The sequence below is a fragment of the Amycolatopsis sp. NPDC051061 genome (assembly GCF_040682935.1).
Classification (GTDB): domain Bacteria; phylum Actinomycetota; class Actinomycetes; order Mycobacteriales; family Pseudonocardiaceae; genus Amycolatopsis.
In genome coordinates this window covers 1-24,325 of the sequence record NZ_JBFBBZ010000053.1, presented here as the reverse complement: position 1 = coordinate 24,325, position 24,325 = coordinate 1, and the positions used below count along the sequence as shown (strand labels likewise).

The window sequence follows — 24,325 nt, the reverse complement described above, 5'->3', positions numbered from 1 at the left end:
GCCGGTGATGGTGCTGCTGGGGCAGGTCGTTCCCCCCGCGCCTCGGCAGCGGATGAGTACTTGGCCGATCGTGGGGTACGAAACGGCGGACAGCCTGACCCTGGCGTTGTCAGGCTCACCGTCCATCGGTGACGGCTTGTCCGGCGCCAGACCCACACTGACAGGGTCAGGCAAACCCGGGAGACCGCTCCATAATGGGACCCATGACCATCAAGTCGGAGCTGGGGCAGTTCTTGCAGAACCGCCGAGCGCAGCTGAAGCCCGCTGATGTCGGACTGCCGATGTTTGACCAGCGGCGACGGGTGCAAGGCCTGCGCCGCGACGAACTGGCACAGCTGGCGGGGGTGAGTGAGTCCTACCTCACCCGGCTGGAGCAGGGACAGTCGCTCAACGCTTCACCGGAGGTCCTCGACGCCCTCGCGCAGGCTCTGCGTCTGGACGAGACCGAACGACGTCATCTGCACGACCTCGCCGGGGCTGCTCGGCAACGAGGCCGAGGCCGGCACCGGCGGCCGGCTCCCGAACGCGTCAACGCGGCGACGCAGCAGTTGCTCGACTCCCTGGACAGTACGCCCGCGGTAGTACTCGGACGCAACAGTGATGTGCTCGCCTGGAACCGCACCGGACACGCACTGTTCGCCGGCCACCTCGATCCGCTCAGTCCCGCGGACCCGGCTCGACGGCCGAACACCGCGCGCCTGGTGTTCCTGGACGCACACACCCGCGACCTCTACGACGACTGGCCGAAGAAAGCGCGAGACGTAGTGGGGAAGCTCCGCTTCGCGGTCGGCCAGTTCCCGGACGATCCGGGACTGGCCGCCTTGATCGGCGAACTGGTCATGCACAGCAAAGAGTTCACTGCCCTCTGGTCGGAACACCGCGTCCGAGACTGGAACATCGCCACCCACCGGATGCGTCACCCCCTCGTGGGCCCGGTGGACGTCATCCAGCAGGCGATGGCGCTCCCGGACGGACGTGGGCAGCGGATCGTCATCGTCTCGACCGAGCCGGGCTCACCCTCTCGAGCGGCACTCAGCCTGCTGGCTCAGCTCACTGCCCACCCTGAATACGAACGTACTGAAATGCAGACGCTCGCGCGCGAATCGAAGTAAAGGGAAAAATCTCGTTATTTTCAGTAATTTCCCACTGTCCGAGTTCAACCATTCCGAGAAGGAAAAGCCATGCCTGCCATCTATACCACCGAAGCGATTTCGACCGGCGACGGCCGCAACGGTGAGGTCCGCACCGCCGACGGGGCGCTCGACGAAGTCCTCGCGGTGCCCAAGGAGATGGGCGGCCCGGGGGGCGACAAGACCAACCCGGAGCAGCTCTTCGCCGCGGGGTACGCCGCTTGCTTCCACAATGGATTGAGGATCATCGCCGGCGAGCGGAAGATTCGCGTGTCCGACTCGACCGTGGCCACCACGGTGAGCCTGCTCTCCCTCGAAAGCGGCGGCTTCACGCTAGCGGTCGAACTGACAGCGCACCTTCCCGGCCTGGATCAGGCCACGGCGGACGAACTCGTGGAGGCCACCCATCAAGTGTGCCCGTACTCGAACGCGACTCGCGGGAACATCGATGTAGCCCTTGCCGCGAAGGTGTGACTCTCACCTGAAGTCGCCCAGGTACTGGCTCCTGAACGTGATGAATCTTCCCCACGGCGCTGGTCATCCATCCGGCTGGCTCCCGGGAACTGAACCGTCAGTTCGGCGGCGTCGATGCCCCGGGTCGCCGGCCGTGCCCCCGACCTCCGGCCGGCGGCCCGGACCCACTTCTCGCTCACTCCCGCCTGCATCGCCGAGCAAGGAGCCGCCATGCCTGTCCCGCGTCCCACCAACCATGCCCTTCTGGCCGCTGCCGAACATCACGGCTTCCGGCTCGGCCCTGATGACCTTGCTTCGTACGCGGCCCTGATCGACGCCACGCTCGGGTCCTACGACGTGGTCAATGACCTCTACCCCGCCACGACGAGCCCGGCCCGGGAGCATTGGGCACCTTCGGCCGAAGAGAACGTGCTCGGCGCCTGGGCGCGGCGGTGTGACGTCTTACCCGAAGCCGGCGGCGTGCTCGAGGGGCGCACGGTCGCGGTGAAGGACAACATCGCGGTGGCCGGCGTCCCGATGGTCAACGGGTCGGCATCGCTGGAAGGGTTCGTGCCCTCCGTCGACGCGACTGTGGTGACCCGTGTGCTCGGCGCGGGAGCGCGCATCGCCGGCAAGTCGGTTTGCGAAGACCTTTGCTTTTCCGGATCGAGCTTCACGGCGATCTCCGGGCCGGTCCGCAACCCGTGGGCGTCGTCGCGCTCAGCCGGCGGTTCCTCGAGTGGCAGCGCCGCACTCGTCGTGAGCGGAGCAGCCGACCTCGCCTTGGGAGGTGACCAGGGCGGATCCATTCGCATCCCCGCCTCGTTTTCCGGCGCTGTCGGTCACAAGCCCACCTATGGTTTGGTGCCCTACACCGGTGCGTTCCCGATCGAACGCACGCTGGATCACCTCGGCCCCATTGCTTCATCCGTTGCCGATGCTGCCCTCCTGCTCACGGTGCTGGCCGGGCCGGACGGAGCGGATCCCAGTCAGTCCGTGAGGCCGCCCGCGGTCACCGACTACAGCGATCTGCTCGACGTGCCGGTCGACGGTCTCCGCATTGGCTTGGTCCGAGAGGGCTTCGATCACGAGTCGTCGATGAACAGCGTGGACGATCTGGTCCGCTCGGTGGCGCGGGCGGTACCCGGCGCCGTCGTCGAAGAGGTCTCGATTCCGTGGCACCGGCAGGCGTTTCACCTCTGGAACGTCATCGCCACCGACGGTGGTGCTTATCAGATGCTGGATGGCAACGGCTACGGGTTGAACTCGTCCGGTCGTTACGACCCCGAATTGATGCAGTTCTTTGCTCGGCAGCGCATCGAGCGTGCAGACGAGTTGTCCGATACAGTCAAACTGGTTGCCATGTGCGGCCACTACGGGGTGCGGACACTGGGCGCTGCAAACTACGCGAAGGCTCGTAACCTTGTGCCGGTCGCCCGCGCAGCCTACGACGAAGCACTGAACAAGTATGATGTCCTCGTCATGCCGACCGTGCCCTTTACGGCATCACTCCTCGCTACGCCGGACGATACGCGGGCAGAGGTGATCGACAAGGCGCTCGGGATGATCGCGAACACCGCACCTTTCAACGTCACCGGTCACCCCGCAGTTTCGGTTCCCGCCGGTTTTGTCGACAGCCTGCCCGTCGGTCTGATGATAATTGGCCAGCATTTCAATGACGATCTTGTGCTACGAGTCGCCAGGCAGATCGAGATCGTGCGTGGCCCACATTCTTTCGCTGCCGGGGCGACTGCGGCCGTGTGACGTTACCAAAACTTGGAGAACCCGTGAGGATCGAGGAATACGCCGAGCAGGACGCGGTCGGATTGGCCGCGCTCGTCGCCGCCGGGGAAGTCACCGCCGCGGAGCTGGTAGCTGTGGCTGGGGATGCCATCGCCGCGGTCAACCCTCGGGTGAACGCCGTCGTGGAGACCTGGGATGTGGACGAAGGGGCGATTCGTCAGGTGGCTGCGAAAGGCGGTCCCCTGGCGGGCGTGCCGTTCCTGCTGAAAGACATCGGAGTCGCTCAAGCCGGAAGACCGATGGAGATGGGCTCTCGCCTCACCCAAGGCTTGATCTCGCCTGATGATTCCCGGCTCGGAAAGATGTTCACGGATGCGGGTCTGGTGTCCATCGGCCGTACGGCGGTTCCTGAATGGGCGTGGAACACCACGACCGAGTCAGCGCTGTACGGGGTGACCCGCAATCCCTGGGATCTGGAACGCACCGCCGGAGGATCGAGCGGTGGTGCCGCTGCCGCGGTCGCCGCCGGAGCGGTGCCGATGGCGCATGGCACCGACGCCGCGGGGTCGATTCGTATCCCGGCCGCGAGCTGCGGACTGTTCGGGCTCAAGCCGAGCCGGGGCCGGGTGTCCAACGGGCCGGCACTGGACGAGGGCCTCAACTTACTGGCGTCCCAGCTCGGCATCAGCCGATCCGTGCGCGACAGTGCTGCTTTGCTGGACGCCGTCTGCGGTTATGACATCGGATCGCCGTTCAACATCGCGCCCCCGGGCACGACCTACCGTCAGGCAGCGGAGGTGGATCCGCGACGGCTCCGCATCGGCGTCCGCACGGAGCCCCTCGGTGGTCAGAAGCCCAGCCAGGCCGTGGTCGCCGCGATCGAGGAAGTCGCCGAGCTGTGTGCGGAGCTCGGCCATCAGGTGGAAGCCGGTGGCCTTGACCCCGGAGTCGGCTGGGAAACGTTCGTTCACGACAGCTCGGTGCTGTGGGTGAGCAATCTCGCCACGTGGATCGAGGATGCGGCAGCCGGTTTCGGCCGACCGGTCGACGAGACCACCCTGGAGCCGCAAACGCTCGCCGTCCACCGAACTGGACGGGAAACTTCGGCGATGGATCTCGTTCGCGCCCTCGACGCTCGAAACCGGATGACCCGGGCAGCGGTCTGCGCGTTCGAAGAATTCGATATTTTGCTGACCCCGACTCTGCCCGACGTGGCCTTGCCGCTTGGCACTCAGCTCCGCGATCTGGACGGCATCGACGGGCACGGCTGGACGGAGAGGTTGTTCGATCTGTCTCCCTACACTCCGTTGATCAACACTGCCGGCCTGCCCGCGATGAACTGCCCGCTGTCCATGCATCCCGAATGCGGGCTTCCCATCGGAAGCCAGTTCGTGGCCGCTCCGGGCCGGGAAGATCTGTTGTTCCAGCTTGCGGGACAACTAGAGCGTTCGCGGCCGTGGCAGGGCCGCCGCCCGCCGATCTGGGCCGGAACTATCGACAGCTGAGGGGACATGCAGCTCAATGCTGTATTTCCTGCGCGACGCGCAGTAGTGTTGAGCGCGCGGTCCGCTGCCATTCGTTCGTGCCCCGGCGGGGAGGAGCGGCTACGCCGAGTGCCGTCATTGGCTTGCCCGCAATCACCAGTGGTACCGCGACCGAGACGAAGTCGGTACCTCGCGCCACCTCGTAGCCCCGCCGTCGGGTGCTGGCAAGTTTTCGCTCGAGTTCGTCTCGCGACATCTGCGGGACCCGATCGGTCGCCGGGACCGTCCCGTCCGGGTAAAGGGTGCGTACCCGCTCGAGCGGAAGAGCGGCGAGTAGGACCCGGCCGGCCGCACTGTTGCCGGCGGGCAAGCGCGTGCCGGTCTGATCGGCGACCCGGACGATTTGCGTCGATTCGACGCCACTGACGTAGACCGCGTTGGCGCCGCGCAGCACGACCAAATTTGTTGTCTCGTCGAGTTGTTCGCTTGCGCTGAACTACCTTGACGTGATCAGCCGGCATCTCCGCGACCAAGGACGCGAGGGGCTCGACGAGAAGTGGCGGATTCTCCCGGCTGGGGGAGCGTCCAACGTGCCCGCCTTCGTCGCTTTGCTCGGACGGAAGATCTCGGTGACCGTCCTGGTGGACTCGGGGACAGAAGGCGGCGGGAAGGTCGAGGCGCTCGGCAAGGCGCTCGCGACCGAGGCTGATACCGAATTGCGCCGGACACTGCTGCGACCTGACGAAGGCGGCACCGTCCGCGGTGTGCAAGCCGAGGTGACGGTCGAAGCCCTTGCCCTTGACATCTCGCTCGAATCCTCTCGCGCTGGCCTCGTGAAGGCCATCATGCGCGCCCCCAGTGTCCGCCCAGAAGCTGGAGAGGCACGCGCGGCACAACGCCTCGCCGATCTGCTCATTGACGGTATGGGGACCGACGCGCAAAAGCACCTGTCCGCATTCTGGGAACGTGCGGCCCGCAGGCTCACCAACCTCGTCACGGACCAACTGAAGAAAGTCGCCAACCAGGATGTTGTGTTCTCCGATGAGGTGAAGTTCCAGAGGCTGCAGAAGGAACGCCAGACCACCAAGGAGCACCTTGGCGGGCACTCGGAGCCGCACTCGAAGTCGGTCTCCTACGACGGTTGGAAGAAGTGCCTCTACGAGTACGCCTGGTTCGACACTTCACCTGAATACAAGGCCGCACAGGCGCTCGATGAGGCGCCCAACGTCGTCGTGTGGGCACGCCTCCACATCAAAGACCTGCCGATCACGTGGACGCAGGAGGGCCGCGAGTACAACCCCGACCTCGTCGCAATCGAGGAGGTCAACGGGCAACGAACGTGCTGGCTCATCGAGACCAAAATGAACAAGGAAGCCCACGCCGAAGACGTTCGGGCCAAAGCGAAGGCCGCCAAGACCTGGGCCAACACCGTCAACAACAACGGCAAGTGGCACTACATCCTCCTGACCGAAGATGACGTCAACGACGCCGGACTTGACTGGAACCAGATGAAGGCATTCGGGGCACGGTAAGTAACGCCCTGCCGTCATGGTCACGATGAGTGCGGCTCGGGGTATGGGAGAGCGAAGGCCCACGTCAGCAACGACCCCACCTTGATGAGACGACGCCTCCCGCGCACTCAAGCTCGCCCGACGCCCAGCAGATGCTCGACGAGCCACGCGCTGGACGAACTCACGGCACCATGGTCGCGCGAGCCGCTGATGGCGGCGGCAGGTGCCCGGCTTGCCGCCACCGCCGCAGCACCTTTCGGCCGTAGTTGTTCGTGCCCGCGATCCGGTCCAGCTCCGCGCCGGTCGGCGTAAAAGCCCTTGGACCGCTCGGTCACGTAGTGCGCCACATCCGCTGTACGGCGGACGAGGTTCGGCCGGCGGCCGAACCTCGTCCGGGACCCCGGCCCTTGTGTCGATCATGTTGGCCGTTCGCGGCGGCCTCCGGGCAGAGCTACTGTCGTGGACATTCGCAGGTCACGATAGGTGCGGATGTAGTCCGAGCCTGGTCGGGGGCGCGTGTGACATCTACACGACCCCTTGACGCTCGAGAACTGCGGTGTCTGTGACTTCTCGGGTTTCCGGCGGCTCATGCGCCGGCATCGAGGGTGCGCGCAGGTCAAAGCCGCGGGCTCTTCGCGGTCGGGGCCAAAGGCGATGAAGCTGGTTTGCTGGTAGTCCCTATCGAACGCCATTGCGCGGGGGCGATGTCGTCACCCCGGCCGCCGCCTCGGTCGATTCGTCCAGGAAGGCACCAGCTGGGTAGTTCAGGGGAAGCCGCCGGGTGAGGGACGAACAACCGCCGCGGACTTCGCGACGCAGGCTGTCAGCGGCGGATGTCTTGTCAGCGCTTGCCGGGTGACAGCTACTTCTTGGCGGCGGCAACTTTCCTGCGCGGCATACGCTTGCGGGTTGGCGCTGGAGGCTCTTGCTGTGCGCATTTGTACGCCGCGATGACATCGGACGTTTACCTAGTTGCTCGAATCATCTGCAGGCGCGCCACAGTGCGTCTTCAGCCGTGGTCTTGGAGTCCGCGACTGCTTTGTCCCATCGTGCTTGCAGGCTGTCGAGGAGGCGTTGTTCGACTGCGGCGGCGACGTGGGAGTAGGTCTCTTGGACTTTGTCTTGGAGGACGTGGCCGAGGCGGAGGGCTTGGGCGATTTCGGGTATGCCGTCGTCGATCATCCAGGTTTTGTGGCTGTGGCGGAGGCCGTGGAAGGTGAGGCCGGGCTTGGCGGGTTGGAGGCGGATGGCGGGGTTGGGGATGTGGAGGTTGCCGTCGGCGGCGGGGCGGAAGGCTCGGCGGGAGAAGTTGCTGCGGCGGTGCCATTCGAGGTTCGGGGTGACGAAGACCTGGCGGTGGCTGTGAGTGGTCAGGTGCCAGCGCAGGAGGCGGACGAGGAACGGGGGCAAGCTGATGGTGCGTTCCGACTCGTCGGTTTTGAGATGGCCGAGGTAGAGCGGACCAGCACAGGGTTCGTGAAGGGCGCCGACGTCAGGATCCAGGTGGATGGAGCCGGTGTCGTCGTCGTAGAGCTGGACGTTGCTGCGGTCGAGGCCGGTGAGTTCGCCCCAGCGGGCTCCGGTCCAGCCGCCGGTGGCGACGAGGACGGCGCCGCATGGTCCGTACTTGAGGGCGACCTGGTCGGCGACGTGGAGGACCTCGCCTGGCTCGCCCCAGATCTTTCGTGGAGTGCGCTGAGCGCGGCGACGTCGCCCGCGGCGGCGGGCGACGAGGGGATTCGCGGCGATCAGCTTCTCCGGGACGGCGTCGGAGAGCAGGAGGGAGAAGCACTTGATGATGCTGTCGACCGTGGTCTTCGCTAGCCCCGAGGCGCGGAGTTTCTTCTCCCAGGTGCGGATGCTGAGGTTGGTGAGTTCGGCGAAGGTGGTGTTTCCCCAGCGGGGGAGGATGTGGACTTTGAGGAAGCTGCGGTAGTTCTCTTCGGTGCGTTGGTCGATGTCGAGGGAGTTGAGCCAGGCGGGGGCGAATTGGGCGATGGTGGTGCGGCTGTCTTCGGGGTCGATCCAGGTGCCGGTGCGTTGTTCGTGGAGCATGGTGCTGATGTGGTCTTCGGCGGCGTCGGGGTTGGGGAAGCCGGAGATGGCGCCTTTGGTGCCGTTGGTGCGGCGGTAGCGGATTCGCCAGGTGTCGTCGCCGGCGGGTTCGGTCCAGGGCACGGTGAACTCCTGTGCTGTGGTGTGGGGGTCGCGTGGTGGTGCGTGTCCAGGACCGCTCCATAGGCGACAGAGGGGAAGCGTGTTCGGCGAAGAACCTCGTCGTGGTAACGAAGTGGGTGTCAGCGACGGGTGCGGCGTCGGCGTCCGGGGCGGCCGGTCTGGTCGTGGTTGTTCGGTCCGCGGTGGCCGGCGGCGACGATGGCGCGGAGGTTTTCTTCGGTGAAGCGCAGGTGCTTGCCGACGAACGTGCAGGGGATGAGGCGCTGGCCGGCTTTGCGTCGGAGCCAGGACTCGCCGACGGTCAGTCGCTCGGCTGCGGCTGCCGGCGTGTAGAGGAGCTGGCCTGTGTTGCCGGTGGGGGAGTCGTTGGGCTCGGACTGCCGAAGTGGGTCATCGGTTGGCAGGGCGGCCTCGAAGTGCGCGACGGGTAGTGGTCGCTGCTAACTCCGCTCGACTGCGTCCGGGGAGACAGGATGGCAGCGAGACGCGGCCAACCACCTCGAGGGTGGCGCAGGTTGGTGGCGGGACATGTGGCCGACGCCGTGAAGGCGCTGACTCAGAGAACCTTTGGTGATCCACCCTGTTCGGGGGACGCTACTGGGACACTTTTCGTGACCCCATTTCGCCGCGATCCGGCCGGTGCCCCAGTTTTGCCCCCGCTACCAGCTGGTAGCTGAACTTCTTCTTGGCGAAACTCAAGATCCGGGACAACGAAAAAACCGCCCTACCTGGATCTTTGGATCCGGCGGGCGGTGTTTCGTCAGAGTGGAGCTAAGGGGACTCGAACCCCTGACCCCCTCGCTGCCAGATCATGGTCCTGACCTGCGGCGATAGAGAATCGCCTGGTGAAATGATGCGCTTGACCGCCGTTGCCTGCAACTGTGTGTTATTCAGTGCAGTTGTGACAGGGGGTTTGCCCCAGCTGTGCCCCAGTGAAATTAGTGAGAGGAATGGCCGCGCTTGTACCTTCCGAGACCGACCGCCGCGCACCGCAGCCGTTCATCGGCAGGTCAGTGGCGGTCGTTCAAGGTGCGTAGACCGTGATCGATGAAGTCGATCATCCAGGTGAAGCTGACGTCGACATCCGCGTCGATCCGGAAGTTGCCGGCCGCTTCCAGGGTGGCGAATCCGTGCAGAACGGTGCGCACCATCCGCAGGGCGTGGATCTCCTGGCCCGGGTCGATCCGGTACCCGTGCAGCATGGCCGACCAGGAGGCGAGCACCCGGCCGGCCGCGGCGACGAGCGGGTCGTCGGGCCCGGTTGGCCTGACCGCGTTGCCCGCCGCGTAACGGCCCGGGTGTTCCTTCACGTACGACCACATCGCGCGGGCGCCGGCGATGAGGGCGTCGCTGCCGGCCCGGCCCTGGGTTGCGTCGCGGATGGCGTCGGCGAGTTCGGTCATGGCCAGGACGGCGATTCGGTGGTTCAGGTCGGCCTGGCTGGTGACGTGCTTGTAGAGCGAGGGCGTCTTGACCCCGAGCCGCTCGGCGAGCAAGCCCATGCTCAGCTGGGAGAAGCCGATGTCGTCCGCCAGTGCGGCGCTGACCTCGGTGACCAATGCCGGGGTGAGTCCGGCCCTAGGCACGGGTCAGCGTCCTGGCCAAGAAGGGCAGGGTCAGCGCGAGCACCTCATCCGGCGTCTGGACGTGCGGGTAGTGCCCGGCGCCCTCGATGACCGCGAGTTCACCGAGACCCGCAGGCAGGTCGGCGATGATCCGGTCGCCCTCGGCGCGGGGGTCTGCCCAGTCCGGGTCGACGCTGCCCTCGATGACCAGGACCGGGCACTTGACGTTGGGCAGCTGTTCACCGGCGTCGGCCGGGCTGCTCTTGCACATGGACTGCATCGCCTTCATTCTGCCGGGCTCGCTCAGCTTGGCCACGATCCGGGCCAATTCGCTGTGCCAGTCGGCGGGCTTGACCGGCATCGCGACGTCGAGGTACTTCTTCCAGCCCTCGATACTGCCTCCCATGATCACTTTCGCCATCTGGACGTAGCCGGCCCGGAAGCGCTTCACCCGCAGCAGCCCGCCGAGGTCGATCGACTGCTTGCGGGTGAACGGCGCCAGTTCGACGACACCGGTGATCACCTCGGGCGCGGTGGCGGCCGCAATGGTCGCGGCACCGCCGCTGATCGACTGACCGATGAGCACGGCCGGACCGCCGAGCCGGCGTACGACGGCGACCAGGTCGCCGGCGATGTCGGTCCGGCTGTAGCCGTCCCAGCCGGCGCTGGAGTCGCCACAACCGCGGATGTCGACGTTGGCGACCCGGTATCCCCGCGCGGCCAGGGCCGGGGCGAGGAAGCGGTAGGAGTGGCGGCTGTCGCCGATGCCGTGCGCCAGGACGACGAGGGGTCCTTGTCCGGTCACGTCGTAGGCGATGGTGTTGCCGTCGAAGCTCAGGTGCTGGGTCATGGTGCCTTCCGCGGAACTGGCTAAGGTTGATAGCCTTAAAGCTAGTGTCGTTAGCTAGCCGTGTCAACACGTCTTTTCGAGCAAGCGCTGCTGGTCAAAGCGGCTCGCCGAACCAGTGGACGAGCGCGGGTTCGAGGTCGTCCGGGTGGCCTGCGCAGCACGTAGCCGTCCGGCCGGATGAGCATCGGCTCGGTGCCGGCGCCCTGACCCGCGCGGTGTACCCGGTCCTGCCAGCGGGCGCCGACCTCGGCGAACTCGTCCGCCGGATCGAGCAGGACGCCGCACCCGCGCCGCAGCAGCTCGTGCGACCGGACCCGGCCGAGGTCCTGATCCGGCGCGGGACGGCCGACGAGCGGCTGGTCCCCGGCGCCCGGCATCGGGTAGCGGATGCCCATCCCGGACAACACGTCGTCGAGGTGGTACTGCACCGCCCGCAGTTGCGCCAAGGCCGCGAACAAATCCTTGGCCGCCGTCCGTGCCGGTACCAGGCGGCCTGCCGGGCCGCGTTCGTGATGCGGCGGGCGTACCGCAGTTCGACCAGGCGCACCCGGGGACCGAAGACGGCGCGCAGTCCCTCGCGGATCTCGTCCTCGGTGACCGGGACCTCCCGGGGCAGTGACCGGCCCGGGCCACTACGACTTTGATTCGGACGTGAAATTGCTGTCTTGGCCGAACGAAATCGCGACGAGTTGGCAAACCCCTATGAGCCGGTCTCCATCGGCGACCTTATCCGAGCCGCCATCCGCTGTCGCATCAGCATCACCGCCGCCGCAGAACGGATGACTCAACTCGGGTGCCGCGTACCCGACCTGGAGACTGTGCTGCCGCCACTACTCGCTCGCGTCCCGGCTAACCCGGGCTCATAGAGGCCAGTGGTGCCGTGAACAACGGCCGTGCGTGGGGCGCCGGTCTTCCAGGTGAGGCAAGTGCCTGTCTGTGCAGACCCAGAACTCTGACGCGGCGGAAAGCAGCGTCGCGTTCGGAAGTCGGCATCCGGAGCGATCATTGTCACAAGATACGGGTGGTCCGTATTCCGCAGGCGAAACTGGTTGCATCCTGCATCCGGGCTGGTCTGACGGTAGCACCACGTGCTGTTCATCCGCTCATCGGCAGAAGAGGACGTTTGAGCGGCGGTGCGGACTCCGATGCCATCGTGTGGTCGGTCCGGCCGACCGGGAGTGCGCAACGGTCAGCGAACCATCGCCGAAGTGCTGGGCGGATGTTCGAGGGCAGCGAAGCGCGTAGCAGCCGGTCCAGCTGAGCGCCGCTTTAACAGTCGTCTCAGATTCGCTCGATATGAAGTAGGCGTCGCCGGGCGACGCGGGTCTCGGCCTCGCCGGCATGGCCGAATGCGCCGCGCTCTACGGCGGCACGGTCAGCGCCGGCCCCCGCATCGGACGGCGGCAGGACCGTCTACGCGACCCTGAAAGGCAGCCGTTCATGATCTCTGTGCTCGTGGTGGACCCCCAGCCGCTGCAGCGCTTCGGGTTCCGCATGCTGCTGGAGAGCTCCCCCGACACCGAGATCGTCGGCGAGGCCGAGAACGGCGCCGAGGCCGTTCGGCGGACCACCGAACTGCGTCCCGACGTGGTGCTGATGGACATCCGCATGCCGGGCGTCGACGGGATCGAGGCCGCCCGGCGCATCGTCGCCGCCGGGGGGCGTTCGCGGATCCTGGTGCTGACGACGTTCGACATGGACCGGTACGCGCTCGCCGCGCTGCGGGCCGGGGCGAGCGGTTTCCTGCTGGAGGACACCCGCCCGGAGGTGCTGCTCGCCGGCATCCGGGCCGTCGCCGCCGGGGAGGCGGTGGTCGCGCCGGCGCTGACTCGGCGGCTGCTCGACGCGTTCGCCGACCGGCTTGGCGATGATCTCTGCGGGCCCGTGCGGGAGGATCCCCGGCTGGACTCCCTGACCGGCCGCGAACGCGAGATCTTCGTCGCCATCGGCCACGGCCTCACCAACGGCGAGATCGCGCAACGGTTCACGCTGTCGGAGTCGACGGTGAAGTCCCACGTCGGGCGGGTCCTCGCCAAGATCGGCGCACGGGACCGGATCCAGGCCGTCATCCTCGCCTACGACCTGAGACTCACCCTGCCGGTATAGCGCTTCTGGTTATGCGGTGACGACCTGCCCGTCGACGACTTGCACTGGCACTTTGGTCAGGGGTTTCGTCGCCGGTCCGGCGGTGACCTGGCCGCTGCCGTCGAAAGTGGAGCCGTGGCACGGGCAGCGGAAGCCAGAGCCTGCGGGCGTGACGGGGCAGCCCTGGTGTGTGCAACCTGCGAGGAATGCCAGGAAGGTGTCGGTCGAGGGGCGCACCAGGTATGCGGTGGAACCGTCCGGTGTGGTGAAGCTTGTCGACGAACCGACGGCGATGGCAGCCACCGCAGCGATCACTTTCGGGGAGTTCGTTGCTGTTGCTGTGGCCTGGCTTGGTTTCGGTTTAGTGGCAGTGATACGGGCAAGGGCGATGACGCCGCCGCCGAGGGCAGCGGCCGTCGCGGTGATCAGACCGCCCCAGAGCAGAATGCGTCGCTCGTCGTCCGGGGTGGGGTTCGGTCGGCGGCGACGTATCGCGGTGCGCAGGCGGGTCGTCGTGGAGAACAGGCCTGCGTCGCCGGCGATCAGCAGCGGGGTCCAGGCGGCGGCGAAGACGATGTCGGCGCCGAAGTAGTACGGGTCGGTCGTCCAGCTGACGGTGAGGAAGAAGCTCAACGCGAGGAGAAACCCGCCGAGTGCGGCGATGCGGGTGAACAGCCCGAGCAGAGCACCCAGCCCGACAGCGACCTCGCCGAAGGCGATGACCAGGCCGATGACGGTCGGGAATTCGGCCGCGAATGACACCAGCGGGCCGATCGGGGAGGTGGCCGCGGCGTGCAGCATCTGGGCGTGGACGCCGAGGGGTGAGGTGTCGTCCAGGTAGTGGGTGTCGAGGATTTTGGAGAGGCCTGCGTAGAGGAATGTGCCACCGAGGAAGACGCGCAGCGGCAGGAGCGCCCAGATCTGGGTGCGTAGCGACGCATCGGCCCGTGGCATTGTTTCGCCAGGGGGAGGCTCAAGGGACAAGAGAAGTCGCCTTTCAGGGTCGCAGATGAGAATCCCGGTGCGGATGTGTGTGAGCTCAGAGCTGTTTTCGGCTTGGTGACCGCAGTGAGCTCACACACGTTCGACGCTTCGTCAGGACTTGCGGGGGGAGACCGTCATGATGCCCGCGCACATCTCGTCGCTGGTGCCGTCGCCCCACACCACGTAGCGCGGCGGCAGCTTGCTCAGCTGTGGCAGCCGTTTGCGCAGCCCCGCGTCGTGCGTACACGTCACCCGCAGCGTGTCTCCCGGACCGATCTCCACCGGCGACGGCAGCTTCACCAGTCGCTGGTTGTCGAAGTCGAACTGCGGCACGTCCAGCACGACCTTGGCGTTCGGTGTGCCGGGGTTGAGTTCGACCCTGATGGCCCGCCCGAGCAGGTGCATGTGGCCGAAACCGGCGAACAGCGTCATCGGCGCCTCCACCTTGTGGTCGCACGTCTGGGTGTCGCCTGGCTTCGGCGCGCTCTGGCCGCACTCCTCCACCTGTCGGTCCGCGGTTTCGCCGACCTCCGGCCCGAACCGCTTCGTCACGTCCGCGATCGAGGCCGCCCGGTCACAGAGCGGACCCGACTCGCCGGCGGCGCAGGGCAGGTCGGTCGGCGCGTCGAGCGGCAACGTGTCGAGTTCCCTGGTCTGCGGCGTGCCGTCCGTCAGCCGCAGCCGCACCGCCGTGCGGTCCGATCCGCCCGGCTTGCCGTCGGTCGCGAGCAGGTTGTAGTGCATCTGGAGGATGACCAGGCTGCCTGGCTCCAGCTTGAAGCCGGCGTCCTGGGTGAACAGCGTCTCCGTGGCGCCCGGCGCCCAGGTGTCCGCCCACGTCGCCTCCCCCTCTTCTACTTCGGCGCCCTTCACGCCGGTCCCGCCGAAACACTGCCAGCCGGGGCCGGGGGTCTTCGCGTCCTGCTCGCGCACCGCGGCAGCGCCGCCCGGCGGCACCATGTACACGATGGCGTGGTGCGCGAGGGCGACGTTCTCCGGCGTGACCTGGGTTCCGGTCAGGAACGCCGTCTTGGTCAGGCCCGGATCGATCACCTGGCACCGGTACTCGTCCGTGCCGCCGCCCTCCGGCGGCGCGGGCGTGTAGGCCTCGGCCACCTTCAGGTCGGCGAACCGCTCGCCGGCGCGCAGCGGCTGCGGTGGAGCCGCTGGCTGGCCCGCGTGCGCGCTGTGCGGGCCGTTCGCGGCGGGCGCCGCACTGTTGTCAGCCTTCGACCCGCAGGCGACGACGGCGAACGCCGTCGCCAGCCTTCGACCCGCAGGCGACGACGGCGAACGCCGTCGCCAGCGTCATGGTGGCCGCTCCAAACCTCCACAGTGGACTATCAGGTTTCGTCATAGCCTGAACGCTAGACCCGATTCCGTCCCGTTTCGTCGTACTGCGGTCGTCATTCTCGGGAGGAAGGCGGTACGACGGTACTACTGGGCCCGAAATCACGCCCGTTTTAACGGTCGTTTCAGATTCGCTCGGTACGAAGTCGGCGTCAGACAAGCGACGTAACACGTAGGTAGGGGGCCAGTGAATGGCAGTCAACGCAGCGCAGTCCGGGGAAGCGCCGACCAGTCGGTTGGCAGGCCGGTGGGTGCCGTGGTTGGTGCTCGGCTTGTGGGTGGTGCTGGCGGTGGTCATGGTGCCCCTGAGCGGAAAGCTGAGTTCGGTCACCACCGACAGCGCCGCGGTTACCCTGCCGGCCGGCGCCGAGTCCACGAAGGTCGCGGTGCTGGAGGACAGTCTCCCCGGCGGGGAAGACAACACCTTCGTCTTCGTGTACCACCGCGCCGGTGGCATGACCGACGCCGACCGCGCGACGGTCGAGCGCCACTACGACACGCTTGCCAAGCGGTACCCGCCGAAGGTGGTGGCCCCGGCCGGCGAGGGCGACGAGGGCCCACCGACGAGACCCTCCACCGACGGCAAGGCGATGATGTTCACCCTCGATGTGAGCACGACCTACGGCGCACCGGAGGCCATCGTCGGCCCGTTGCGTGACGCCGCGAAGGACCGCCCCGCCGGCCTGGAACTCGACGTGACCGGCCCCGCCGCGATCGACGGCGATATGGAATCCGTCTTCGACGGCATCGACCTGCAGGTCTTGCTCATCACCGTCATCGTCGTCGCGCTCCTGCTCATCATCACCTACCGCAGCCCGGTGTTGTGGTTCATCCCGCTCGTGGCCGTGGGCGCGGCCGCACTGACCGCGATGGCGACCGTCTACCTGCTCGTCAAGGGCTTCGGCATCGTGGTCAACGACCAGAACTCGGCGCTGCTGACGATCCTGGTGTTCGGCGTCGGCACGGACTACGCGCTGTTGCTCATCGCCCGCTATCGGGAGACACTGCACCACCACGAGAACGTCCGGGTCGCGATGGTCCACGCGCTACGCAGCGCGGCGCCGGCCATTGTCGCGTCCGCGGCCACCGTGGTCGCCGGCCTGCTCTGTCTGCTTTTCGCGGACCTGAACAGCACCAGCGGGTTGGGCCCGATCGGTGCGGCCGGCGTCCTGTGCGCGCTGGTGGCCATGCTGACCCTGTTCCCGGCGATGCTCGTGGTGCTCGGCAGGCGGGTCTTCTGGCCGGCCATCCCGCGGTTCGGCACGGCCGTGGCGGAGAAGCCGGGGCTGTGGGGACGGCTTGGCACCGCCTTCATGGGCCCGACGGCCGCCCTTTGCTCCTGCGCCACGCGCCAGGGTCGGGGTCGGCGCATCGCGGTGTCCTGCCCCGACGGTGAGCCGTGCGGAGCCATGCCCGAGGGCCGCCGTCCCTTGTCCTGCGCCGCGCCGCCGGGGCCGGTCAGCGCACAGCGGTGTCCTCCCCGGCAGTGAGTCGCGCGATCGGGGCGGGCGGGGCCGCGGCCGGAAGGTCGACCCGGAGCAGCGCGCCACCGCGTGCGGACCGGCCGACGGTGACCCGGCCGCCGTGGGCGTCGACGACCCGCTGCACGATCGACAGCCCCAGACCGGATCCCGGCAACGCCCGGGCGCTGTCGGCACGGTAGAACCGGTCGAACACCCGAGGCACGTCGGCGGCGTCGATGCCCGGCCCGGCGTCGTCGACCTCGAGCACCGCCGACGCGCCCTCGGCACGGAGCCGGACCTGGACCGGCTGGTCCGCGGGAGACCACTTGCCGGCATTGTCGATGAGGTTGAGCACCGCCCGTTGGAGGCCGGCGGGACGCCCGCTCACCCACACGGAGCTCACGTCGAGCGCGACCTCGATGTCGGGCACCCGGGAACGCCCCCGGGTCGCGGCGGCCACCACCACGTCGGCGAGGTCGAGCACCTCGGTGCTCTGGTCGCTGACGTCACCGCGTGCCAGGTCGGTCAACTCGGCGGCCAGGGTGCTCAACTCGGCCACCTGGACGCCGAGGTCGTTGAGCAGCCGGGTCCGGCTCTCCGGCGGCAGTGCGCTGTCCAGGGTGCCGCGCCGCTCGAGCCGGATCAGCAGCTCGGCGTTGAGGCGCAGGCTGGTGAGTGGGGTCTTGAGCTCGTGGGCGGCGTCCTCGGCGAGCAGCCGCTGGGCCCGACGGGATTCCCGGAGCGCGGCGAGCATGTCGTTGATCGACTGGATCAGCTGCCGGATCTCCCCGCCGCCCTCGTCCGGGATGGCGGCGTCGAGATCCCGGGTGTGTGCGACACGGACCGCGGCGGCGCTCAGCCGGTCGATCGGTGCCAGCCCGGTCCGCGCCACGGTCCGCCCGACAAGGGCGCCGCCGGCCACGCAGAGCAGCCCGATCAGCAGCATGCCCCACCCGAACCGGTTGTTCGTGCTGCCATCGGCGATGCGGGCCGCCTGGACCGCGCCGTCGCCCGCCCGCAGCGTGTAGACGAGGTAGCCGTCGTCGCTGTCGTTCGATTCCATCAGGTCGGCCGATGCGCCCTGCGCCACGCGCTTGGCGCCCTCGCTGACGGGCGGCAGCGCGGGTTGGCCGGCCGGTGTCCGGGTCGAGCCGTCGGGCAGGATGACCCGCACCAGCCCACCGGATCCGGGATACGGCGGTAGCTGGACCTGCGCCAGACCGGCGCGCTCCGCGTTCGTCGCCAGGACGCGGGAGTCGGCGCGTAGCTGATTCTCGGCGGTGTCCTGCAGCTCCCGGTCCAGTAGCTCGATGGCCACTTGGAAGGCCACGAACACGCTGACCGCGATGGCCGTCGCCGCGATCACCGTCAGCCTGGTCCGCAGGGACCGCCGACGCCACCACCGGGTCAGCCGGCGCGGTTCCCGGCCGGCGGCCCTGCTCACGGAGGAGTCTCCCGCAACGTGTACCCCAAGCCGCGCAGCGTGTAGATCAATCGCGGCTCACCGTCGGCTTCCATCTTGCGGCGCAGGTAGCTCACGTACACTTGGAGGTTGTTGGCGGTGGTGCTCATGTCGAAGCCCCAGATCGCCTCGAACAGCGCGGCGCGGGTCAACACCCGGGTCGCGTTGCGCACGAGCACCTGCAGCAGGGAGAACTCGGTGCGGGTCAGGCGCAGCGGCCGCCCGCCCCGCCACGCCTCGAACCGGTCGGGATCGACCCGGACGTCGGCGAACGACAGGATCTGCGACTCGTCGTCGCCCGGCGCGCGGCGGCGCAGCAAGGCCCGCACCCGGGCCAGCAACTCCTCGGTGGCGAACGGCTTGGGCAGATAGTCGTCGGCGCCCGCGTCCAGCCCCGCGACCCGGTCGGAGACCTGATCCCGGGCGGTCAGCATCAGCACCGGCAGCTCCCGGCCCGCCGCCCGCAACCGCCGGCAGGTCTCCACCCCGCCGAGGCGAGGCATCATCACGTCGAGGATCAGCAGATCCGGCGAGTCGGCACCGACCCCGTCGAGCACGGCGAGACCGTTGGCGACGGTGCTGGTGTCGTAACCCTCGACTTGGAGCACCCGCTCCAGCGACTCACGGATGGCCGCCTCGTCATCCGCGATCATGATCCGCACGCCGGCCAGCCCCCTCCAGTCGATGCATTTGCCGCTCATCCTCCCCGACCAACCTGAAGCCAGCATTAAAGCGTCGCCGCTGCAGAGGCCGCAGACGCAGTCGAGGGCTTCTTCGGGGCTGCCGGAGGGTAGGCCGCTGGGCAGGACGTTGTCTTCGTACATGGCCGGCCAGGTAGATCGCGAAGGCATGACCGGTCGTTGGGTCAGTCGTCGCCCACGACGTTCATGAGCTGGGTGCTGTCGGCGAACTGCCAGTGTGCCGCGATCTCCGAAACCGTGGGGTGGGACGGCGAGAGGAGCGTGCGGCGCGCCTGCTCGAGGCGACGTCGGCGGATGTACGCCGCGACGGGCTCGCCGGTGACGCGAAGGCCCGATGCAACGTTCGCAGCGAGACCTTGAGGTGGCGCGCCAGCAGCGCTGGTGTCAGGTCCGGGTCGGTGAGTAGTTGATCGGCGAGGTTGCCGGCCGTGTGGATCAGCGGGCCGGCCAGGCCGGGTTCGGTGCCGTCGAATACCCGTGCAAAACCCCGCGGACCAGCTCCACCAATGCGTTGCGGCTGGCGTGGACGCCGTCATCGCTGAGGTCGCCGAGTGTCGCGTGGACAACACTCGTGTGTGCCAGCAGCATACGAACCTCCGCGGCGGCGGCCGGGCCGGTCGCTTGCGTGCCGTCGGCGAACAAGCCAGCGCCTCGGCGGGCAGCCCGATCACCTGGGCGGTAGTGCCCGCGGCGACGTCGTAGCCGGTGAACCCGGTCGAGCGGCTCAGCAGGAACTGACCGGCGTCCACAGCTATCGTGTCGCGTTCACGTCTGAGGATGTAGGCGCCACGATGCACCACGTAGAGCCGCAGTTCGCCAATGTCGGGAAACGCGGAATCGACCCGTACCCGCGTGGCGGCTTCGAAGTCTGTGATGACTGAGTCCCCGACGCGGGAGGCGAGACCACGAACGATGGCTCCGGGCTGTGGCTTCGTGGTGGAACGCGGGCAACGTGAAACCGTCGCCGACCTGCGCTTCCCAGCCGTCGCGGAAGGCGTCGACACGGAACCGTTCGGTGTCCAGCCTAACCGAGCCGTGTACCGAGTCCATTCGGCCATCCAACCACGTGGCAGGCATCGTCGATCGAGACGGCACGCGTATCCAAGACCGCGGGGGTACCGGATTTCTAGGGTCGGGACGTGGATCCGAAAATCTATCTGCACCTGTACTTGCAGCAGGTGCGCGACGTCCTGGTGTGGAAACTCGACGGCCTGTCCGAGTACGACGCGCGCCGGCCGCTCACCCCGACCGGAACCAATCTGCTCGGACTGGTGAAACACCTGACGGGCAACGGGTTCGGCTACTTCGGCGAAGTGTTCGACCGACCCGCCCACACGGGAGAATGGCTGGTCGACCGCACTCAATCGGAGGACTTCCTCGCCCGCCCCGAGGAGACACGCGAGGACATCATCGCGCAGTACAAACGGTCGTGGGAGCACGCTGACGCCACCATCGCGGCACTCGATCTCGACTCACCCGGCAAGGTTCCCCACTTCCCCGAAGGCTGGTGGAATGCGCTCACCCGGATCTGCAGGACCAGACGGACGAATTCACCGGCTTCATCGGTACAAGGGCACTTTGCACAAGGTCCGCATACGTCAGCAGGTCTTTGCCACCAGCTCAACACTAACTTCTTCCCCTTGTTCGCCCGCACCCACAATCCCAATTCGCCCGAAGCCCACAGCCGTTCGGCGTAATCCAGCGCGATCTGTGTCTTCCCGATCCCGCCCAAGCCCGACACCACACCGGTATGTACCCGAGGTTGCCGGTCAGCACCGCGGCGTCGCCGCGCCCCAGCGCCTGTGCGAGCAAGCGCGAAGTGCCTGGACGGTCTTGAAACGCCGCCGCCCGTTGCGGCGCCACACCCGCTCGGTGCAGGAGGGCCGCCGGGCGGCTTTGCTGGTGAAAGTGCACGTCACCGTGGATGGCGCCGACTTGGACCAGACTCCCGGACACGCCGCCGGTGACGTCGTTGGCTACGTCGCCGTGCGGCGGCTGGTCGGGGCGACGACTCATCGACCCGTATCCGGAGGCCCCTCCCACAGCGAACGGGCGCCCATATCGATCCGAATGGGGAACGCGGCTGCCACCTGATCGCGTCCCCACCCCGCAGTAGAGCGCGCCAAGCGGAGAAACGTCCGCTCATCGGCAGAAGAGTGTGTTGGTCGTCCAGGTCGGCCGCACGAGAGGGGTTCGCCGGCGGCTTCGGGTGAGGGCGGTGGCGACTGCAGGGGGACGTCGGCGAGGTCGCGGCTGTGGATGTGTGCGGCGTGGTGGGTGACGAAGTCGCGCAAGGGGATGTCGGCGGCGCCGATCGGACTGGTCGAGCGACGCATGACTCCGGGAACTTGGCGCGTCCGGCTCGGCGTTCCGGAGGTGGGGACTGCCGGAGTTTCGTTGATCTACGTGGCCTGGTGGCGCCAAATCCAAGATCGGCTGACAGCTTGCCGGGTGGATGTCAGCCGGCGAAATGGGTCAGGCTCAGTGCGAGGAGTCTCTGCTGGGTGGTGGGGTCGTGGGATACCGGTGGAGTGCTTGATTGCGTGTCGCGGTTGAAGTAGCGGCCAGTGACACCGGTCATCGCTGGGTCGGCCGCGATGCGTGTCGCGCTTGCCGCTCCTTCGGCGGGGGTGAGCAGGCTTCGGCGGATCAGTGTGCGCATGGGGCGTAGCAGTGGGGGCACGAGGTCGTCGATGATGTCGGTGGCGACTATTCCTGGGTGCAGGGCGTTGACGGTCACTCCGTCGGCGGCGAGGGTGCGGGCGAGGGCGTAGCCGGCGGTGACCGTCATGAGCTTGGCGCGTGCGTAGGCCTCGAATGGCGCGAACCCGGCAGCGGGATTGAGTTCTGTGAGGTCGTCGATGCCGGCCAACTCGAGGGTCGCTGGACGGGGTTTGCCTGCGAGCTTGATCTGCCGGGTGTCGTTGAGAGTGTCGCTGGCGACGTTCACCACGCGGGCCTGACCGCGTCGCAGCGGCTCGTCCAGCAGGGTGATGAGGCCGTAGGCGGCGAGGTAGTCGAGGGCGATGTGCATCTCGATGCCGTCGGCCGAGACGCGGTGTTCGGAGAAGTGCGCGCCGGCGTTGTTGATGAGGATGTGTACCTGGTCGTGACGGTTCTGGATGGTCTTCGCTGCGGCGATGACGCCCGCGCGCTGGGAGAGGTCTCCGGGGATGACCTCGAGCCGGTTCGCAGCCTGTGGGCCGATGTGTGCGCGCAGGGCGTCCGCACGAGCGGGGTTGCGGGCGATGGTGATCACGTGCGCACCTGCGTGGACGAGGTCAGCGGCGATGACCTGGCCCATGCCGCCGGTCGCGCCGGTGACAACGGCGACTTTCCGCGTCAGGTCGGGGATGGCGGCGTTCACCGAGTGATCCGCGGGTAGGCGTGGACGTACTGCGGGGTTTCGGCCTCGTCGAGCAGGAACGTGGCGAGATCGGCGCGTCCGATGGAACTCCACAGCCGGATGCGCAGGTCGGTTCCGGCCGTGTACTTCCCGATCGCGTCGTGGTCCGACAGCTTCGGCGGCCGCACAATCGTCCAGTTCAGACCGGACGCGGTGATGAGCGGCTCCATCGATTCCTTGTCGCGCATCCGCTCGGCCACATTCCCCCACACCGCCAAGGAGTACAGCGACTTGTCGTGCGTCTCCAGCACGCCGTGCGCGCTGACGGCGATCAGGCGGGCGACCCCGGCCGCCTTCATCGCGGTCACCGCGGAGCGAATGCCCTCGGTGCAGACCGTCGTCGGCCCCTCGGTGGCTCCGCCCAGCGCGCTGATCACCACGCTTGTGCCCGGCAGGGCACGTGTGAGGGCCGAGACGTCGGTGACGTCGGGCCAGGTCACTTCGTCAAGCCCTTCCCGTGGCGCGAACGTTCCCGCCCGGCGGACCAGCGCGACCACGTGGTGCCCGCGTTCAAGTGCCGTGGACACCAGGTGACGTCCGGTGGCGCCGGTCGCCCCGAGGACCGCCACAGTCATCTGTGATACAGAATGTCTCATACCGCCATGGTGCTCACTCGGCACGCTGCGAGTCAAGTTGTCTCATAAGATTGGTTCGTGACCAGCGAGACAGACCCCCGCTTCTTGCGAAGCCGCGAAGCGATCCTGAACGCCGCCCGCGAGCTGCTGCTGGAAAGCGGCCCGACCGCGGTGACGCATGTGCAGGTCGCCGATCGCGCGGGAGTGGGACGCGCGACCGTCTATCGCCACTGGCCCCAGGCCGAACCCCTCCTCCTCGAGGCTATGGCCACCGTCCCGATGCCGTTCCTCGACAGACCCACCACTCCCACCCGGGAGTGGCTACGGCGAGAACTGACCGCGATCGCCCGCCAGCTCGAGCTCGACGACGTCCGCGCCGTGTCCACGACCCTGGCGAACACCGCCCTGTGGGACGAGAACATGGACACCCGCCGCGCGCAGTTCGCCGGCATCCTCGCCGACCGACTCGCCGCCGCCCTCGACGACGCCGAAGCGCGCGGCGAGATCACCCTCACGCTCACTAGCCGAAACGCCGCCGCCATGACCATCGGGCCGATGTACTACCGCAGCACCATCGAGCACGCTCCGACCGACTCCGCCCTCATCGAAGCCGCCATCGCCGCCTTGGGCACCTGGTCCACCGACTAGCGAACCGCCCGGAACGACTCCACACCCTCACCTCGGCATGTGCGTGCGTCTGGCGGTCTGCCTTCGATCGCCCCGCGGCATGAGCGGACGCCAGGTATCGACTCCCGCGGAGCGATGGGCCGTCTGGCCGAGCTCGTTCGTCCACGGTTGTCCGGGCGGCGCACACTGGGATATGCCCAGAGAGTCCGCTCAAGGTGAAGTCAAGGGAGCCAGGTGGCCGACGAAGGAAACGATCGCATCACCCGAACGCTGGAGCTGGATCTGGAGTACCTTCATCGCACGATCGACAAGTTCGACAATCAGCGCTTTACAATTAGAAGCTGGTCGATTACCGGGACTGTAAAACGTTCGGTGTAACTCCCGATCATGGAAGTGCACCTGATGACCGACATGATGTCCGGCGTGGAGAACGCTGAAGACCCGAAGCCCGAGGACGGCCTGGACGAGCGGCTCGTGGCGCAGCTGGTGAGCCACGCGAAGGCCGGTGGGCTGAAGCTGACCGGTGAAGGCGGGGTGCTGCAGCAACTGACCAAGCGCCTGCTCGAGTCGGCGCTCGAGGGCGAGATCACCGACCACCTCGGCTACGACAAGCACGACCCAGCCGGCCGCGGGACCGGCAATTCCCGCAACGGCATCCGCGCTAAGACCGTGCTCACCGACGTCGGCCCGGTCCAGATCGACGTGCCCCGCGACCGCGACGCCAGCTTTGCACCGAAGATCGTCGCCAAGCGGCAGAA

General features: G+C 67.5%; 24 protein-coding genes. 12 read left to right on the top strand and 12 right to left on the bottom strand.

What is annotated here, in order from left to right; translation table 11 throughout:
- Positions 1-203: 203 nt before the first annotated feature.
- The 4 genes from AB0N03_RS43230 to AB0N03_RS43215 all read left to right on the top strand — a co-directional run bounded on the left by AB0N03_RS43230 (position 204) and on the right by AB0N03_RS43215 (position 4,831).
- Complete coding sequence (locus AB0N03_RS43230; RefSeq protein ID WP_364385464.1) at positions 204-1,112, top strand: helix-turn-helix transcriptional regulator; 909 nt, start codon at positions 204-206, stop codon at positions 1,110-1,112.
- Positions 1,113-1,181: 69 nt separating this feature from the next.
- Positions 1,182-1,604 (top strand): organic hydroperoxide resistance protein, encoded by a 423-nt coding sequence (locus AB0N03_RS43225; protein WP_364385461.1) that lies wholly within the window; start codon positions 1,182-1,184, stop codon positions 1,602-1,604.
- A gap of 210 nt (positions 1,605-1,814) precedes the next feature.
- The gene (locus AB0N03_RS43220) at positions 1,815-3,347 is read left to right on the top strand and encodes an amidase (protein WP_364385458.1); all 1,533 of its coding nucleotides are present in this window, start codon (positions 1,815-1,817) and stop codon (positions 3,345-3,347) included.
- A 23-nt stretch (positions 3,348-3,370) separates the two neighbouring features.
- Positions 3,371-4,831 carry an amidase gene (locus AB0N03_RS43215; protein WP_364385455.1) on the top strand — a complete coding sequence of 487 codons (1,461 nt, stop codon included), beginning with the start codon at positions 3,371-3,373 and terminating at the stop codon, positions 4,829-4,831.
- A 13-nt stretch (positions 4,832-4,844) separates the two neighbouring features.
- On the opposite strand, the gene AB0N03_RS43210 is transcribed toward AB0N03_RS43215, so the two are convergent.
- Positions 4,845-5,264 carry an IclR family transcriptional regulator C-terminal domain-containing protein gene (locus AB0N03_RS43210; protein ID WP_364385581.1) on the bottom strand — a complete coding sequence of 140 codons (420 nt, stop codon included), beginning with the start codon at positions 5,262-5,264 and terminating at the stop codon, positions 4,845-4,847.
- 136 nt (positions 5,265-5,400) lie between these two features.
- Here AB0N03_RS43210 and AB0N03_RS43205 point away from each other — a divergent pair, with 136 nt between their 5' ends.
- Entirely contained in the window at positions 5,401-6,342 is a 942-nt protein-coding gene (locus AB0N03_RS43205; protein WP_364385452.1) for a hypothetical protein, read from the top strand.
- A gap of 960 nt (positions 6,343-7,302) precedes the next feature.
- Here AB0N03_RS43205 and AB0N03_RS43200 read toward each other — a convergent pair.
- Entirely contained in the window at positions 7,303-8,499 is a 1,197-nt protein-coding gene (locus tag AB0N03_RS43200) for a multidrug DMT transporter permease (RefSeq protein WP_364385449.1), read from the bottom strand.
- 32 nt (positions 8,500-8,531) lie between these two features.
- Between AB0N03_RS43200 and AB0N03_RS43195 the strand changes: the two genes are divergently transcribed.
- Complete coding sequence (locus tag AB0N03_RS43195; protein ID WP_364385446.1) at positions 8,532-8,930, top strand: hypothetical protein; 399 nt, start codon at positions 8,532-8,534, stop codon at positions 8,928-8,930.
- A gap of 579 nt (positions 8,931-9,509) precedes the next feature.
- On the opposite strand, the gene AB0N03_RS43190 is transcribed toward AB0N03_RS43195, so the two are convergent.
- The 3 genes from AB0N03_RS43190 to AB0N03_RS43180 are packed head-to-tail and all read right to left on the bottom strand — an operon-like array spanning position 9,510 to position 11,360.
- Positions 9,510-10,085, bottom strand: a complete 576-nt coding sequence (locus tag AB0N03_RS43190; RefSeq protein WP_364385443.1) for a TetR-like C-terminal domain-containing protein — start codon at positions 10,083-10,085, stop codon at positions 9,510-9,512.
- Positions 10,078-10,914, bottom strand: a complete 837-nt coding sequence (locus AB0N03_RS43185) for an alpha/beta hydrolase (RefSeq protein ID WP_364385440.1) — start codon at positions 10,912-10,914, stop codon at positions 10,078-10,080. Before AB0N03_RS43185 ends, AB0N03_RS43190 begins: the two co-directional genes overlap by 8 nt.
- Before the next feature lie 50 nt (positions 10,915-10,964).
- Positions 10,965-11,360, bottom strand: a complete 396-nt coding sequence (locus AB0N03_RS43180; protein ID WP_364385437.1) for a hypothetical protein — start codon at positions 11,358-11,360, stop codon at positions 10,965-10,967.
- A 994-nt stretch (positions 11,361-12,354) separates the two neighbouring features.
- Between AB0N03_RS43180 and AB0N03_RS43175 the strand changes: the two genes are divergently transcribed.
- Entirely contained in the window at positions 12,355-13,020 is a 666-nt protein-coding gene (locus AB0N03_RS43175) for a response regulator transcription factor (protein WP_364385434.1), read from the top strand.
- 9 nt (positions 13,021-13,029) lie between these two features.
- On the opposite strand, the gene AB0N03_RS43170 is transcribed toward AB0N03_RS43175, so the two are convergent.
- Together AB0N03_RS43170 and AB0N03_RS43165 are read right to left on the bottom strand one after the other, a co-directional pair.
- Positions 13,030-13,953: a Rieske 2Fe-2S domain-containing protein gene (locus AB0N03_RS43170; protein WP_364385431.1), complete on the bottom strand. Its 924-nt coding sequence runs from the start codon at positions 13,951-13,953 to the stop codon at positions 13,030-13,032.
- 141 nt (positions 13,954-14,094) lie between these two features.
- Positions 14,095-15,099, bottom strand: coding sequence for a hypothetical protein (locus AB0N03_RS43165; protein WP_364385428.1), 1,005 nt, complete (start codon positions 15,097-15,099; stop codon positions 14,095-14,097).
- A 425-nt stretch (positions 15,100-15,524) separates the two neighbouring features.
- Here AB0N03_RS43165 and AB0N03_RS43160 point away from each other — a divergent pair, with 425 nt between their 5' ends.
- Entirely contained in the window at positions 15,525-16,823 is a 1,299-nt protein-coding gene (locus tag AB0N03_RS43160) for an MMPL family transporter (protein ID WP_364385425.1), read from the top strand.
- Here the strand turns inward: AB0N03_RS43160 and AB0N03_RS43155 are convergent.
- The 3 genes from AB0N03_RS43155 to AB0N03_RS43145 form a co-directional block, all read right to left on the bottom strand.
- Positions 16,792-18,240 (bottom strand): HAMP domain-containing sensor histidine kinase, encoded by a 1,449-nt coding sequence (locus AB0N03_RS43155; protein WP_364385422.1) that lies wholly within the window; start codon positions 18,238-18,240, stop codon positions 16,792-16,794. The two genes, AB0N03_RS43160 and AB0N03_RS43155, sit on opposite strands and share 32 nt — an antisense overlap.
- Positions 18,237-18,920: a response regulator transcription factor gene (locus AB0N03_RS43150; protein ID WP_364385578.1), complete on the bottom strand. Its 684-nt coding sequence runs from the start codon at positions 18,918-18,920 to the stop codon at positions 18,237-18,239. The genes AB0N03_RS43155 and AB0N03_RS43150 overlap by 4 nt, the downstream gene beginning before the upstream one ends.
- Positions 18,921-19,394: 474 nt before the next feature.
- Positions 19,395-19,601, bottom strand: coding sequence for a hypothetical protein (locus tag AB0N03_RS43145; RefSeq protein WP_364385419.1), 207 nt, complete (start codon positions 19,599-19,601; stop codon positions 19,395-19,397).
- 497 nt (positions 19,602-20,098) lie between these two features.
- Here AB0N03_RS43145 and AB0N03_RS43140 point away from each other — a divergent pair, with 497 nt between their 5' ends.
- Positions 20,099-20,656: a DinB family protein gene (locus AB0N03_RS43140; protein WP_364385417.1), complete on the top strand. Its 558-nt coding sequence runs from the start codon at positions 20,099-20,101 to the stop codon at positions 20,654-20,656.
- Positions 20,657-21,417: 761 nt separating this feature from the next.
- Here the strand turns inward: AB0N03_RS43140 and AB0N03_RS43135 are convergent.
- Both AB0N03_RS43135 and AB0N03_RS43130 read right to left on the bottom strand, forming a co-directional pair.
- On the bottom strand, positions 21,418-22,326 hold the full coding sequence (locus AB0N03_RS43135; protein ID WP_364385414.1) for an SDR family NAD(P)-dependent oxidoreductase: 909 nt from the start codon (positions 22,324-22,326) through the stop codon (positions 21,418-21,420).
- Positions 22,323-22,940: an NAD(P)H-binding protein gene (locus tag AB0N03_RS43130; RefSeq protein WP_364385411.1), complete on the bottom strand. Its 618-nt coding sequence runs from the start codon at positions 22,938-22,940 to the stop codon at positions 22,323-22,325. Before AB0N03_RS43130 ends, AB0N03_RS43135 begins: the two co-directional genes overlap by 4 nt.
- Before the next feature lie 78 nt (positions 22,941-23,018).
- On the opposite strand from AB0N03_RS43130, the gene AB0N03_RS43125 reads away from it, so the two are divergent.
- From AB0N03_RS43125 to AB0N03_RS43115, 3 genes are all read left to right on the top strand, one after another.
- A complete protein-coding gene (locus AB0N03_RS43125; RefSeq protein WP_364385408.1) occupies positions 23,019-23,588 on the top strand; it encodes a helix-turn-helix domain-containing protein in 570 nt (189 codons plus the stop codon).
- A gap of 213 nt (positions 23,589-23,801) precedes the next feature.
- Positions 23,802-23,945 (top strand): hypothetical protein, encoded by a 144-nt coding sequence (locus AB0N03_RS43120; RefSeq protein ID WP_364385406.1) that lies wholly within the window; start codon positions 23,802-23,804, stop codon positions 23,943-23,945.
- Between the two features lie 9 nt (positions 23,946-23,954).
- On the top strand, positions 23,955-24,325 hold a 371-nt coding region (locus tag AB0N03_RS43115), incomplete at its 3' end, for a transposase (protein WP_364385405.1).

Excerpts from the sequence above, each read along its gene's own strand:
- AB0N03_RS43230 (WP_364385464.1), top strand. The coding sequence starts at position 204 with ATGACCATCAAGTCGGAGCTGGGGCAGTTCTTGCAGAACCGCCGAGCG.
- AB0N03_RS43225 (WP_364385461.1), top strand. The coding sequence starts at position 1,182 with ATGCCTGCCATCTATACCACCGAAGCGATTTCGACCGGCGACGGCCGC.
- AB0N03_RS43220 (WP_364385458.1), top strand. The coding sequence starts at position 1,815 with ATGCCTGTCCCGCGTCCCACCAACCATGCCCTTCTGGCCGCTGCCGAA.
- AB0N03_RS43185 (WP_364385440.1), bottom strand. The coding sequence starts at position 10,914 with ATGACCCAGCACCTGAGCTTCGACGGCAACACCATCGCCTACGACGTG.
- AB0N03_RS43175 (WP_364385434.1), top strand. The coding sequence starts at position 12,355 with ATGATCTCTGTGCTCGTGGTGGACCCCCAGCCGCTGCAGCGCTTCGGG.
- AB0N03_RS43170 (WP_364385431.1), bottom strand. The coding sequence starts at position 13,953 with ATGCCACGGGCCGATGCGTCGCTACGCACCCAGATCTGGGCGCTCCTG.
- AB0N03_RS43160 (WP_364385425.1), top strand. The coding sequence starts at position 15,525 with ATGGCAGTCAACGCAGCGCAGTCCGGGGAAGCGCCGACCAGTCGGTTG.
- AB0N03_RS43130 (WP_364385411.1), bottom strand. The coding sequence starts at position 22,940 with ATGACTGTGGCGGTCCTCGGGGCGACCGGCGCCACCGGACGTCACCTG.